Below are 13,069 nucleotides of genomic sequence, written 5' to 3' on the forward strand. Positions count from 1 at the left end.
GCCGCGTACTGTTCTCCGACTCGGCGCCGGACTCCGTCCCGGACCGGTGGCGCGGGGTCCCGTCGTCGGGTTGTCCGCGTCCTCCGCCGGTGGCCCGGGGTCCCGTCTGGTGGCCCGGGGTCCCGTCGTCAGGTGTCCGTGCTCCGCCGGTGCCCCGGGGGACCGCCCCGACCGGTCACCAGGCGTCCGTGCTCCCGGGCCGGTGGGGCCGGGAACCATGACAGGCGCCCGTCATCCCGTGCCGTCGGCGCGGGGACCGGTCACCAGGCGAATGCCTCCGGGGACGGACCCGGGCCGGGGAAGATCTCTTCGAGTCCGTCCAGCAGTTCCTGGGACAGCTCCAGCTCCAGGGCGCGCAGGGCCGACTCCAGCTGCCCCGCGGTGCGCGGGCCGACGATCGGGCCGGTCACGCCGGGCCGGGTGAGCAGCCAGGCGAGCGCCGCCTCGCCCGGGTCGACGCCGTGCTTGTCGAGCAGGTCCTCGTACGCCTGGATCTGGGCGCGTACGGCCGTGTTGGCGAGGGCGTCCGCGGAGCGTCCACTGGCCCGCCTGCCGCCCTCGACCTCCTTCTTGATCACACCGCCGAGCAGCCCGCCCTGGAGCGGCGACCACGGGATGACACCCAGGCCGTACTCCCGTGCGGCCGGGATGACCTCCATCTCGGCGCGCCGCTCGGCCAGGTTGTACAGGCACTGCTCGCTGACCAGCCCGATGGTTCCGCCCCGCCGCTCGGCGATCTCGTTGGCCTGAGCGATCTTGTAGCCGGGGAAGTTGCTGGATCCGGCGTAGAGGATCTTGCCCTGCTGGACGAGGACGTCGATCGCCTGCCAGATCTCCTCGAACGGGGTGTTCCGGTCGATGTGGTGGAACTGGTACAGGTCGATGTAGTCGGTCTGTAGTCGCTTCAGGCTGGCGTCCACCGCCCGCCGGATGTTCACCGCGGAGAGCTTGTCGTGGTTGGGCCAGGCCGGGCCGTCGCCGGCCATGTTGCCGTTCACCTTGGTGGCGAGCACCACTTTGTCGCGCCGCTCGCCGCCCTTCGCGAACCAGGTGCCGATGATCTCCTCGGTGCGGCCCTTGTTCTCGCCCCACCCGTAGACGTTCGCGGTGTCGAAGAAGTTGATGCCCGCGTCCAGCGCCGCGTCCATGATCGCGTGACTGTCGGCTTCATTGGTGAGCGGGCCGAAGTTCATGGTGCCGAGGACGAGTCGGCTGACCTTGAGTCCGGTGCGTCCGAGCTGCGTGTACTCCATGGGACCCAAGCCAACGACTTCGAGTGCGCTCTATGCAAGCGCATGGAGGAGCGCATGGAGGCGGGCGGAAGCGGGTGCTCCGCCGAAACGTCAGGGGCGGTGGTGCCGGTCGCGGGCGTCGCGGGGGAATTCGTCCGTGGTGAGGGTGAGGCCGAGGGGTGTGGTGGTCATGTCCACATCCGCTCCGAAGGAGACGGTCAGCTCACTGACGTACTCGCCGTCCTTGGGCTGCGTGTACAGGTGGCACTTGCCCTGGTACGGGTCGACGATCAGGTACGCGGCCACTTCGGCGACGGCGTACGCGGCCTTTTTGGGTCCGTAGTCGTTGTGGGCCGTGCCCTTCGAGATGACCTCGGCCACGAACTCGACGTCACCGCAGCGCCACAGGCCCCCGGGCGTCCGCTCGGCCCCCTCCGCGACCAGCGTGACATCGGAGGCGAAGCCGTTGAGGTGGCCGGGATAGTCGATGCGGACGTCTGACTTCAGGCGCTTGCGGGGGTACTTGGTGCGCAGCTGATCGTAGATCCCGGCGATGATCTCCCAGTGCGTGTCCCGCTGTGGCGACATGAATACGGCCCCCTCGACGATCTCGACCTTGTAACCCTCGGGGGTGGTCCGTTCAAGCGACTCGAACAGATCGTCCAGAGTCAGCTCGCCGTCTTCCTCGGCCATCTCGATCCTGTCTTCAAGGACGGTCATCGTGGCGCTCCTCCCCGGCCGCCCCACGAGCGGGGGCTGCCGCGCGGTACAACGATACGTACGGGAAGTCGGACCCGGAGAGAGCCGCGCATGACCGGAGACACGACTGCGGACACGACCACGGACAGACCGGAGACGGTGTCGAAGTCGTCGTACGGCTGGTCCGCCGTGTGCTCGGCGGTGGTGTCCTCGGTGCCTACCGGCACGGCTCCGCCACCCTCGGCGGGCTGCGTCCGGACAGCGATCTCGATGTGCTCGTCGTGGTGCGCGACCGTGTCGGCGACCGTCAACGCCGGAAGCTGACACGGGAGTTGTTGCGGGTGTCCGGTCGTGACGGGCGGCGGCACGTGGAACTGGCCGTCGTGGTGCAGGCGGACGTCCGTCCGTGGCGCTACCCGCCGAGGGGGACCGGCCCGCGCTGACGCTGACGCTGACGCTGGCGCGGGACGCCTACGCCGGCCGGGTCGAGGACGACTGGAGCGGGCGGCAGGCGCAGGACCGTGCCCGAGCCTGCGCCGAGCGCATGGCTGCGGCCGTGGCGGAATCCATCGAGGATGCCATTGCGGTGGCCGTCGCGAAGCCCGTCGCGGACCTGGGGTGAATTGCGGGTCTTCTGTGAAGATCAGGGGTGGGTGAGTTTACGTTCTTGTGGTCTTCGTCAGACCTTCGTGCGAAGAACCTGTCGGGATCTTTTCACCAGCCACGCAGATTTCTCGCGCTGTTGCTGCATGCGGGCTGGTCGGCCCCATTCCCAGACACGCGAGTACCGGTGTGGATTCCCGGGAGACCTGAACCCAAGGGGCAGTTGACCCGTTGTGAGGCCAGTGGTGTCTAATCAATTCCGCTGTGCTGGGCGTGTTCTCGCAGGGCGGTGTGAGACGTTCCGGACCCATTGACGCTCAGTCATGAAGGGGAAATTTTCTTGCATAAAAGGAAGTCGCGAAAGAAGCTGCTCGCAGCCGTCGTCGCGGTGGCTGCGGCCGGCTTCGCCCTGCCCGCCATAGCCCAGGCGGCCGGTCCCGGCGATTCGGGTGATTCCGGCCAACAAGCCGATTACGCCGACGCCGCGTCGAAATTCAAGGTCCCCGAGTCGGTCCTGCTCGGCGTCGCCTATGCCGAGTCCCAGTGGGACGAGCACAAGGGGCAGTACAACACCTCCGGTGGATACGGGCCCATGAGCCTCACCGACGTGACGACCGAGATGCTGGCGGGCGGCGGCGCGGGTGAGGCCGGACGCGCCGGACTCAGCGACGCCGCCTCGGACCCGGCCATGCACACCCTGACGAAGGCGGCGAAGCTCCTCGACGTCTCGCCCGAGGAGGTCCGGAAGGACTCCCGGACGAACATCCTCGGCGGCGCGGCGCTGCTCGCCTCGTACCAGAAGGAGTTGACAGGGGAGACGTCGTCGGACCCGGCCGCCTGGTACGGCGCGGTCGCCCGCTACAGCGGCTCCTCGGACCAGGCGGTGGCCGGTGCGTTCGCCGACCGGGTGTTCGCGCAGATGAAGAAGGGCGCCAAGCGGACGACCGCGGAGGGCGACCAGGTCAGCCTGGACTCCGATCCGTCCCTGAAGCCCAGCCCGGGTCAGCTGCAAGGGCTGAAACTGAACGCCACGTCGACCACCCCGCAGGCCGAGTGCCCGCCCGGCCTGCCGTGCACGTTCCTGCCGGCGGACGCGTCGAACTACCAGGTGGCGAACCGTCCCGCCGACGACCTGGACGTCAAGTACATCGTCATCCACGACACGGAGTCGTCCTACGACGCCGCGGTCAGCGCCTTCCAGAAGGCGGGCAACGGTGACGCGGCGAACTACATCATGGCCGCCGACGGCAGGGTCACCCAGATGGTGCCCAACCAGGATGTCGCCCTCCACGCGGGCAACTACTGGTTCAACATGCACTCCATCGGCATCGAGCACGAGGGCTTCGCCGCCCACGGTGCCACCTGGTACACCCAGAGCGTGTACCAGGACACGGCTGACCTGGTGAAGTACCTCGCCGCCAAGTACGACATCCCGCTGGACCGCGAGCACGTCATCGGCCACGACAACGTGCCCGGCCCGTTGGACGACTACGTCGCCGGCATGCACTGGGACCCGGGTCCGTACTGGGACTGGAACACCTTCATGGCCATGGTCGACGCCCCCGTCGACGACACCCCGCACGGGGTCGGCCAGGTCGGTACCGCCGTGACGATCAACCCCGAGTTCGCCGCCAACAAGCAGACCACCAAGGTCTGCCCGTACGACGACCCGACCGGTGAGATCACCGAGTGCACCGATCAGACCGAGCCGTCGAACTTCCTGTACGTACGCACCGAGCCGAGCACGGACGCGCCGCTGTTCACCGACCCCGGCCTGCACAAGGCCGACGCCAAGGGCACGGACGAGATCAGCGACTGGGGCAGCACCGTCTCCCAGGGCCAGCAGTTCGTGGTCGCGGAGGTGAGCGGCGACTGGACGGCCATCTGGTACGCGGGTGCCAAGGTGTGGTTCTACAACCCGGGCGGCGTCAACACCTCGCCGGCGACCGGCGTGAAGGTGGTCGGCGCGGCGGGTGACTCCGCGGTGGACGTGTACGGCTCGGGCTACCCGCAGCCGTCCGAGTACCCGGCGGACCTGAAGCCCTCCACCGAGGCCCCGCTGAGCGCGTACTCGATCCCCGCGGGCCAGGCGTACGTCGCCACCCAGGAGCCGGTCTCCACGGACGACTTCTTCAAGACCGGCGACGTCCTGGTGAAGGGCGCCGGAAAGCTCTACACGATCCAGTACAACCACCGCGTGGCGCTGGTCGACGCCTCGGACGTCACCGTCCACAAGGTCCGGGTGCGTCCGCGGCCCGGCACCTCGCAGAACTGACGAGCCGTCGGTTCGGCCCCGCCGACCACGACCCCGACCCCGACCCCGACCCCGTCCCGGTGCCACGCCGGCGCGGGGTCGACCCGTGTCCACCGCGGTCGGGGCTGTGGCCGTGGTCGGGGCCGTGGTCAGGGCTGTGGTCGGGGTCGAGGCCGGGGCCGGGGTTCGGGCTCATGCCTCTGCGTACCGCTCACCCACCCGCCACCCCAGCCACATCGCCTCCGCGAACGCCGACGCGATCTTGTGCTCGCCGTCGGGGCTCGGATGGGTGCCGTCGTAGGTGTCGGAGTCGATGTCGAACGACGGCGGCGGCTCGGCCAGCAGCAGTGGGGAGCCGGGCCGGTCGAGGTCGGCGACCGTCTTCGCCAGCAGGACGTTGAAGTGGGCCACCTCGTCCCCGAAGAGGGCGTCCGCCTGCGCGCGGATGTTGGGGACGACCGGCAGCAGCACCATGCGGATGCGCGGGTCGGCCTCGCGCGCGGCGCTGATGAAGGCGCGGGCGTTGTGGTCCGTCTGCTCGGCGTCCGTGTAGAAGCCGAGGTCGATCAGGCCGAGCGACACCAGGAGTATGTCCGGCCGCCGGTCCCGTATCGCCTCGCCGATCAGCGGGGCCATGTGCAGGAAGCCCTCGCCCCAGCCGGCCAGGTGGCCGCGCGGGAAGCCGGGGTCGGCGTAGGCGAGGGAGACCGGCGCGTCCGCCGCCTTGTCGTAGAGCGTCTCGCGCGGGCCGACCAGGGTGAACGGGCCGCCATAGGTCGCGCACAAGTGCTGCCAGAGCCGGTACCGCCATGTGTGATCGCCCGCGCTTCCGATCGTGGTGGAATCACCGACGGGCATGAGCCTGAGCATCCGCTCATGATGGTCGATCACGGCGCCCGGCGGGGTGTGAGGCCCACCACGTCGGGCCGACCCCGCGGCGGGATGGCAGGCTTGGCGCATGCGTCTCTCGTTGGCCCTCATCGCCGGGGTCCTGTTCACGGGTGCCCTCGTGGCGCCGCCCGCCGCCGCGGCCGACGGCGACCACGGCTTCACCATCAAGGACCCGCGGATCACCGAGTCCAGCGGCCTCGCCGCCTCCCGCCTGCACCCCGGCATCTACTGGACGCACAACGACAGCGACGACGGGCCGTACATCTACGCCGTGGACAGCGCCACCGGGCAGACCGTCGCCACGGTGACCCTGAGCGGCATCGGCTCCCCGCGCGACGTCGAGGCGATCTCCATCGGACCCGGCAACCAGATCTACGTCGGTGACATCGGCGACAACCTCGACGGCAGCTGGCCCTACGTCTGGATCTACCGGCTGCCCGAGCCCAAGGTGCTCAAGGACCAGACGATCCGCGCCACGCAGTACGTGGTGAAGTACTCCGACGGCGCCCGCAACGCCGAGTCGCTGGTCGTGCACCCCAAGACGGGGCGGGTCTACATCATCGACAAGAAGGAGGACGGCGGGCACCTGTACGAGGGCCCGGCGCAGCTGTCGACGTCCGGCAGCAACGTCTTCAAGCCGGTCGCGCCCGTCGACCTGTGGGCGACCGACGCCGCGTTCTCGCCGGACGGCACGCAACTCGCGGTGCGCGGCTACCTCGGCGGGATCCTGTACGACTGGAAGGACGGCGGCATCAAGCGCCGGCAGCGGCTCGACGTGCCGTTGCAGCGGCAGGGGGAGTCCGTGACCTACTCCGTCGACGGCTCCAAGCTCCTGTACGGCAGCGAGGGCGAGCAGAGCGAGGTGACGGCGCAGGACGCGCCCGCACCGGCCGGGGGCGGATCCGCCTCGCCCTCCAGCACCGGGAACGCCTCGTCCGACAACACGGGCGCCGGCCTGAGCACGAGTTCCGGCCTGAAGGTCGCGGCGGTGGTCGCACTGGCCGTGGGGGCACTGCTGTGGCTGCGGCGGTTGCGGCGGCGGGACTGACCGCGCGGCCGACGGGCAAGGGGGCTATGTACCCGACGGGCACGCTACGCGCCGCCGGGTACGGGGGCCGGGCGGCCGACGGGTATGGGGGCTACGCGTTGACGGGTACGGGTGCTACCAGCCGATGGGTGTGGGGGACTACTCGCCCAGTGGGCACGGGAGTTCGGGTCGGGCGCGATTCGGGGAGCAGCTGACCAGGGCCAGGGAAAGATACGAGGGACGTTCGAGGTAGAAGCCGAGCGACACGTCGCCGCCCGAGGCCAGCTGCTCACGAGCGGAGCTGACGAGGAAGGCGCGGTGTCCGTCGTCGCCCTGGGCCTCGGAGGCGAACCGGGACGCGTACTCGGCCAGCCGCTCATGCAGCCACCCGGCCGCCGCCGCGGGTTCCGGCCAGGTGCCCCGCACCAGAGAACCGGGTTTGACCAGCCAGTGGGCCGTCTCCAGCGGCGGCAGGTCCGACCTGGGGAACTCCGCGGCCACCTCGCGGTACCGCTGGATCAGCTCGGGTCTGCTTCCGGCGGGCGGCGGTTCGGGATGGGGCGGGCGGCGCAGCGCTTCCTGGTCGAAGCGGGCCTTCGGGCCGGTCCACAGGTAGCCGTGGTGGTGCACGGGGCGTCCAGTTCGGGGCGTCGGCGGATCGGAGAGCCGGCCGGTCCTGGCCTGCCGAGGGCGCGCCAGGACCAGCTGGGGCGGGGTCGGGTCAGACGACGTGCGGGCCGAACCGCGCCGGGTCGATTCCGGCCGCGTCCAGTTCCGCCGTGGTGAACCTCAGCGGCTGGGCCTGAGGCCGCTTGCTGTCGCCGAGGGCCCAGACGTCCTCGCCGATCCGGGCCAGCGTCACGCACCCTTCGCTGCAGGGGCCGCCGCAAGCCTTCACGAACGAGGCTCCGCCGATGTCGAGCGCGTACAGGTCGGTTCCGTTCACCATCGCTGTGCCTTCCTGCTCTGCTGACGCGGCCGTGACCGACCGCCGCCGCCTGTGACAGACGGGAGTCCATGAGGGGAGGAGTCCATGAGGGGAGAAGTGCATGAGGGGAGGTGGGCGATCCGATCCACCAGGTCTACGGCTGTTCGTGCACGCCCGAGGTGTGGTCCCGGATCTCGGTGGCGTGGCGTGCGGCCTGCGTGAGGTCACCGGTCTGCTTGCGGGTTAGGAGTTGCCGCCAGTTCGCGCCGCACACGGCACAGCCGGGGACGGGTATGCAGTCCAACAGCCAGGCGTCGAAGCCACGGGGGAGCTGTGGCGAGCGCTTCTGCTGCGGGTGCGTCTGCTGCGTGTTCGCCATGGCTGTCACGGTCTCCCAGGGGTCTCGCCGAGTGGTTCGGCTTCGGGTGATGACCGTAGGCGGGGGGAGGAAAGCAAGGAGTGGAATATTCTCGATTATTCTCCCTTGGTCACTCTGGATGCATGGACTTTCACTCAGAGGTACCTACATGCTGGGGCGCGAACATCGTCTAGACCCAGGGGGTTGTCGTACATGGCGCGCAGGTTGCGGTTCAACGGGACCGGGAGTGGTGTTACTGGATGCCCGTCCGTTCACGAGGACTTGGACAGCGGGGAGGTGATCGTGCATGGTCCTCCGCTCACGGATTCGGAGGACGTCTCGCAGCTCCAGCATCTCTCCGAGGGGGAAATCGCGATCGTGGTCCCGCGGGACTTGCTGGTGGACTGGACCCCGAAGGAGCGGACGAGGCAGGTGCGGACGATCGATCTGGACGAGTTCAGCGGCTTGTTCGAGAAGTTCGAGCACACGGCGTGGCGGCTGGAAACGCGTCGGCGCTACGCAAGTGACGAGGGCACCGATCGCTGGGAGCGTTTCATCAAAAACGGGACGGTCGGGGAGGACCCGGAACCGAACCCGTACTACACCTGGTGGATCGAGACGATGCGCGCCCACACCTCGCAGGGCAGGCGGATTGAGCGGGTACGCATCGTGGACCAACCCGCCACGACCGGTCAGCGTTACCTTCTCGACAGCGCGAGTTGGAACATCGGCGCTGGTGAGGACATCCGCAACATGTGGCGCACCGACGCGGACCGACTCCGGCTCCCTGCCGAGGACTTCTGGCTGTTCGACAGCCGCCTCATCGCACTCCTGCGGTTCGACGACGATGATCAGCTCACCCACGTGGACCTCATCACGGAGCCGGCAGAGGTGGTGCGCTGCGCCATGATCCGCGATGCTGCTTGGCATCACGCCGTACCGTGGAAGCAGTTCACGGCTGAGATGAGCAGCGACGCGTAGGAGTCAGATTGGGTACCGGTGAGCACGGACTACCAGCGGGCGCGTGAGGAACTGGGGCGAAGGCTCAGGGAACTACGTGTCGAAAGCCCTGATGGTCGGCTCACCGGTACGGAACTGGCCGAGCGGCTGGGGTGGCCCCAGTCGAAGGTCAGCAAGCTGGAGAACGGCAGGCAGACGCCGACGGACGACGACCTCCGGGCTTGGGCAGTGGCTGTGGGGCAGCCTGCTGTCTCTGCGGAACTGCGTGCCCGTCTGAAGGGCTTCGAAAGCCACATCCGTTCGTGGCGGCGCCAGTTGGCGGCAGGACATGCCCCGGTGCAGGAGACATGGAACGCCCTGGTCGCCGAATCCCGGGTTCTGCACAAGTGGGAGAACAACGCGGTCAGCGGCATGCTTCAGACCGCTGACTACGCGAGGCACATTTTCTTGGGTTACGCGGCACTCCAGTGTTCCCCACGGGATACGGAGGAGGCTGTGCGGGCCCGTATGAAGCGACAGGAGTGGCTGTACCAGCCGGGTAAACAGCTGAACCTGCTCATGTGGGAGGGAGCCTTGCGGGCGGAGGTCTGCCCGGCCGAGGTCCTGGCGGCGCAACTGGACCGCTTGGTCGGTGTGGTGGGCATGGACACAGTGCGCCTCGGCATCGTTCCTCTGGATGCGGGGCTGCGAATCCCGCCGGGAAACCCCTTCTCGATACTCGACGAACGCTTGGTCGTGGTCGAGGACTGGCACGCCGAACTCTGGCTCGACGATGCCGAAACGATCGCTCTCTACCGTCGGGTCTGGGACACCCTCGCGGAGTCGGCCGTCTTCGGCGCCGACGCCCAGCAGGTGATCGCCCGAGTCCGCCGGAACATCAAGGTCTGAGGACGTGCGGCCGTACCACGTCGTCGTGGGTCCTCCGGCCTCGCTACCCTTCACGACGCCGACGTCGTCCCCGCCCCGGCCTCCCGGTGAACCAGACCCGGCGCCTTCCCGTTGAAGTCACGAGCCGACAAGGAGAGAAAATGAGATATTCCCGTGAAGAAAAGACTGCCTACCTGGAGCAGTTCAAGGAATTCCATAAAAGCGGCAAAGGTGGCCAGGGTAAATTCGCCAAAGAAAATGGACTGGTGCCCAATACTTTCCAACAATGGGTAGCCGAATCGGAGAAGTATGGTGTGGAACTTGATATTGAGGTTCGTAATCATTATACCGATGAAGAAAAGACTGCCTATCTGAAGCAGTTCAAGGAGTTCCATGAAAGCGGCAAAGGTGGCCAGGGTAAATTCGCCAAAGAAAATGGACTGGCGCCCTCAGTTTTCTCGGGATGGGTGGTGGAAGCGAAGAAGTATGGTGTAGACCTTGAGGTCCAGAATCGTCAGCTCAACAAGAGAAAGAGTCCAGAGCAGATCAGGCATATCCTCGAGGCGTGGATGGAGGACTCGGAGGAGCGCACGTTGGTCGATTTCGGTCGTGAATGGTCCGATCCCGATCCCGATCCCATCAATGAAAGGACCATCCAGAATTGGGCCACGCATGCAAGTAAATATGGCCTGTCGCAGGAGGCGGTGGATGAGTGCCGAGATATTCGGCTTGCGGCGGTCGGCGGCAAGGAATATAAAGATCACGAGAAGAAGAGATATGTAGATGGCTTTTTTGGTCAAAGTGCATCGCTGGAAGAGTATGCGCGAGCTGAACGCATTCCACGTAAAACACTCAAGAATTGGGTGGAGAAAGGAGAGAGATATGGCTGGGAAACGTGGCGGGTGGATCTCGCCTTGAAGGCGGGTGCTCGTGTGGGTTTGACCTCGAAGGAGCGGGCGATGCTGGACGAGGGGAGGGGGCCCCGGCAGGACCAGGAGGTGGCGGGCACCGGTGTGAGTGCTCCGGTGGAAGAAATGCCACAGGAGGCCGCCGGGTCGCCTGCTGAAGCGGTTCCGCCGCAGCAGGCGTGGGAATCCCATACTCAGCTGTCCCTCGCGGAGTACGCAACTGGTGGCCTGCGCGCCCTGAGGGATTCGGCCGGACCCCTCGGTTCCCCTGCTTTGGTAGCTGCCGCCACGGGCGGTACTGCCCTGCCTGGCATTACCTCCTTCGATTGGGACGACAGCTGGGGCGACAGCGCGCCTCCCTCTCCTTCTCCATTGCCGAGCGTCCCGTCGGACTACCTCCGCGGGCCCGGCGCCTCCGCCTCTGTCTCCGACAACGGCCACGTCACGGGGCCACTTCCCGCGCTGCCGAAAGATGTTGTCCCACGACAGGATTACTTCTACGGGCCCGCCGGCTCGAAGGGGCCGGCGAGAGGCGGACGCTGAAGAGCCCGTCGGCGGCAGTCCGCAGGGATGTGCCGCCGACGGACGCGGTATCTGTCACGGGACGCCGACGTCGTCCCCGCCTCGGCCTCCCGGTGAACCAGGCCCGGCGCCTTCCCGTTGAAGTCACGAGTGACACAACATCCGCCCCGCGCCTGCTGGATCGTGCACCTTTCGGATATATCAACTAGGAGGAAAGATGCCACCTTCCACTGAAGAACCTTCCGCTGAAGGAAAGACTGCCTATCTGGAGGAGTTCAAGGAGTACTATGAAAGCGGCAAAGGCGGTCGGGCTAAATTCGCCAAAGAAAAAGGACTGGCGCTCCACATTTTCTCGGGATGGGTGGTGGAAGCGAAGAAGTATGGTGTAGACCTTGAGGTCCAGAGTCGTCGGCGCAACGAGGAAAAAGGTCCAGAGAAGATCAGGGAGATCCTTGAGGCGTGGATGGAGGACTCGGAGGAGCGCACGTTGGTCAATTTCGGTCGTGCATGGTCCGATCCCGATCCCGATCCCATCGCTGAAAGGACCATCCAGAATTGGGCCAAGAATGCAACTAAATATGGCCTGTCACAGGAGGCGGTGGATAGTTGCCGGGACAGTCGGCTCGGGAAACGCGACAGAAGGAGATATGCAGATGACGTGAAGAAGAGATATGTAGATGGGTTTTTTGGTCAAAGTGAATCGCTGGAATACTATGCGCGAGCTGAGGGCATTCCATCTAAAACACTCAGGTATTGGGTGAAGGACGGAGAGAAATACGGCTGGGAAAAGTGGCGGGTGGATCTCGCCTTGAAGGCGGGTGGTCGTGTGGGTTTGACCTCGAAGGAGCGGGCGATGCTGGTCCAGCCGAGGGGGCCCCGGCAGGACCAGGAGGTGGCGGGCACCGGCGTGAGTGCTCCGGTGGAAGAATTGCCGCAGGAGGCCGCCGGGTCGCCTGCTGAAGCGGTTCCGTCGCAGCAGGCGTGGGAATCTCGTACTCAGCTGTCCCTCGCGGAGTATGCAGAGGCTGGCGTGCTCGCCCTGAGGGATTCGGCCGGACCCCTCGGTTCCCCTGCTTTGGTATCTGCCGCCACGGGCGGTACTGCCCTGCCTGGCATTACCTCCTTCGATTGGGACGACAGCTGGGGCGACAGCGCGCCTCCCTCTCCTTCTCCATTGCCGAGCGTCCCGTCGGACTACCTCCGCGGGCCCGGCGCCTCCGCCTCTGTCTCCGACAACGGCCACGTCACGGGGCCACTTCCCGCGCTGCCGGAAGGTGCTGTCCCAGTACGGGATCTCTTCTTCAGGCACGCCGGCTCGCAGGGGCCGGCGAGAGGCGGACGCTGAAGAGCCCGTCGGCGTCAGTCCGCAGGGATGTGCCGCCGACGGACGCGGTATCTGTCACGGGACCCCGGCAGCCCCGAGGGGCGCGAACTACGCCGGCACCGGCGTCCTGCCGGTGGTCTCCCGGAAGCGGGCCCCGAACTCATCCGCTCTGGCCCTCGACAGCGATGTGTACGATCAGTATTTGCTGCCACCTGGGGTCGCGTCTCATCATCTGTCCACCGGATCGGGCCAGTCCCGGGACCACTCGTCTCGGTGGGGTGGTTGGTCGAATAATCCGTCCGGACAGGGGGCGGGTAACCAGTTCCGTCGTTCGTGAGGTGTGGGGTGTTCGTCGTGACACGGTCGGCGCGCGGTCTTGGCTGGTGGCCCGGCGGTGACGCTGTTCTGTTGGCAGTGGTTTACGGTCGCCCGGAGCATCAGGGGCTGAGGATGTACGGCCGTACCACGTCGTCGTCGGTCTGCCAGGTGGGTGGCG

Annotated in this window: 15 protein-coding genes; 8 read left to right on the plus strand and 7 right to left on the minus strand. The window is 67.0% G+C overall.

The window, feature by feature from the left end; genetic code table 11:
- Positions 1-260: 260 nt before the first annotated feature.
- From ACFC09_RS44800 to ACFC09_RS44810, 3 genes are all read right to left on the minus strand, one after another.
- Positions 261-1,253 carry an aldo/keto reductase gene (locus ACFC09_RS44800; RefSeq protein ID WP_376538751.1) on the minus strand — a complete coding sequence of 331 codons (993 nt, stop codon included), beginning with the start codon at positions 1,251-1,253 and terminating at the stop codon, positions 261-263.
- Positions 1,254-1,343: 90 nt separating this feature from the next.
- Positions 1,344-1,952 (minus strand): Uma2 family endonuclease, encoded by a 609-nt coding sequence (locus ACFC09_RS44805; RefSeq protein ID WP_376538753.1) that lies wholly within the window; start codon positions 1,950-1,952, stop codon positions 1,344-1,346.
- Entirely contained in the window at positions 1,949-2,242 is a 294-nt protein-coding gene (locus ACFC09_RS44810; protein ID WP_376538778.1) for a hypothetical protein, read from the minus strand. Before ACFC09_RS44810 ends, ACFC09_RS44805 begins: the two co-directional genes overlap by 4 nt.
- Here ACFC09_RS44810 and ACFC09_RS44815 point away from each other — a divergent pair.
- From ACFC09_RS44815 to ACFC09_RS44825, 3 genes are all read left to right on the plus strand, one after another.
- Positions 2,123-2,374 (plus strand): nucleotidyltransferase domain-containing protein, encoded by a 252-nt coding sequence (locus ACFC09_RS44815; protein ID WP_376538755.1) that lies wholly within the window; start codon positions 2,123-2,125, stop codon positions 2,372-2,374. The two genes, ACFC09_RS44810 and ACFC09_RS44815, sit on opposite strands and share 120 nt — an antisense overlap.
- Positions 2,338-2,553 (plus strand): hypothetical protein, encoded by a 216-nt coding sequence (locus ACFC09_RS44820; RefSeq protein ID WP_376538757.1) that lies wholly within the window; start codon positions 2,338-2,340, stop codon positions 2,551-2,553. The genes ACFC09_RS44815 and ACFC09_RS44820 overlap by 37 nt, the downstream gene beginning before the upstream one ends.
- 321 nt (positions 2,554-2,874) lie before the next feature.
- On the plus strand, positions 2,875-4,809 hold the full coding sequence (locus tag ACFC09_RS44825) for an N-acetylmuramoyl-L-alanine amidase (protein WP_376538759.1): 1,935 nt from the start codon (positions 2,875-2,877) through the stop codon (positions 4,807-4,809).
- Positions 4,810-4,980: 171 nt separating this feature from the next.
- On the opposite strand, the gene ACFC09_RS44830 is transcribed toward ACFC09_RS44825, so the two are convergent.
- The gene (locus tag ACFC09_RS44830) at positions 4,981-5,658 is read right to left on the minus strand and encodes a GDSL-type esterase/lipase family protein (protein ID WP_376538761.1); all 678 of its coding nucleotides are present in this window, start codon (positions 5,656-5,658) and stop codon (positions 4,981-4,983) included.
- Between the two features lie 88 nt (positions 5,659-5,746).
- Here ACFC09_RS44830 and ACFC09_RS44835 point away from each other — a divergent pair, with 88 nt between their 5' ends.
- Positions 5,747-6,727, plus strand: a complete 981-nt coding sequence (locus ACFC09_RS44835; protein WP_376538763.1) for a WD40 repeat domain-containing protein — start codon at positions 5,747-5,749, stop codon at positions 6,725-6,727.
- Positions 6,728-6,865: 138 nt separating this feature from the next.
- On the opposite strand, the gene ACFC09_RS44840 is transcribed toward ACFC09_RS44835, so the two are convergent.
- The 3 genes from ACFC09_RS44840 to ACFC09_RS44850 all read right to left on the minus strand — a co-directional run bounded on the left by ACFC09_RS44840 (position 6,866) and on the right by ACFC09_RS44850 (position 8,013).
- Positions 6,866-7,336, minus strand: coding sequence for a hypothetical protein (locus tag ACFC09_RS44840; protein WP_376538765.1), 471 nt, complete (start codon positions 7,334-7,336; stop codon positions 6,866-6,868).
- Between the two features lie 91 nt (positions 7,337-7,427).
- Positions 7,428-7,655: a DUF397 domain-containing protein gene (locus ACFC09_RS44845; protein WP_376538766.1), complete on the minus strand. Its 228-nt coding sequence runs from the start codon at positions 7,653-7,655 to the stop codon at positions 7,428-7,430.
- Between the two features lie 133 nt (positions 7,656-7,788).
- Positions 7,789-8,013 carry a hypothetical protein gene (locus ACFC09_RS44850; RefSeq protein ID WP_376538768.1) on the minus strand — a complete coding sequence of 75 codons (225 nt, stop codon included), beginning with the start codon at positions 8,011-8,013 and terminating at the stop codon, positions 7,789-7,791.
- Positions 8,014-8,205: 192 nt separating this feature from the next.
- Between ACFC09_RS44850 and ACFC09_RS44855 the strand changes: the two genes are divergently transcribed.
- The 4 genes from ACFC09_RS44855 to ACFC09_RS44870 all read left to right on the plus strand — a co-directional run bounded on the left by ACFC09_RS44855 (position 8,206) and on the right by ACFC09_RS44870 (position 12,594).
- Positions 8,206-8,973: a DUF6879 family protein gene (locus ACFC09_RS44855; protein ID WP_376538770.1), complete on the plus strand. Its 768-nt coding sequence runs from the start codon at positions 8,206-8,208 to the stop codon at positions 8,971-8,973.
- An 18-nt stretch (positions 8,974-8,991) separates the two neighbouring features.
- The gene (locus tag ACFC09_RS44860) at positions 8,992-9,840 is read left to right on the plus strand and encodes a helix-turn-helix domain-containing protein (RefSeq protein WP_376538772.1); all 849 of its coding nucleotides are present in this window, start codon (positions 8,992-8,994) and stop codon (positions 9,838-9,840) included.
- Between the two features lie 140 nt (positions 9,841-9,980).
- On the plus strand, positions 9,981-11,270 hold the full coding sequence (locus ACFC09_RS44865; RefSeq protein WP_376538774.1) for a hypothetical protein: 1,290 nt from the start codon (positions 9,981-9,983) through the stop codon (positions 11,268-11,270).
- Between the two features lie 196 nt (positions 11,271-11,466).
- Positions 11,467-12,594, plus strand: coding sequence for a hypothetical protein (locus ACFC09_RS44870; RefSeq protein ID WP_376538776.1), 1,128 nt, complete (start codon positions 11,467-11,469; stop codon positions 12,592-12,594).
- The last annotated feature ends 475 nt before the right edge of the window (positions 12,595-13,069 follow it).

The organism is Streptomyces sp. NPDC056161, assembly GCF_042268025.1.
Taxonomy (GTDB): Bacteria; Actinomycetota; Actinomycetes; order Streptomycetales; family Streptomycetaceae; genus Streptomyces.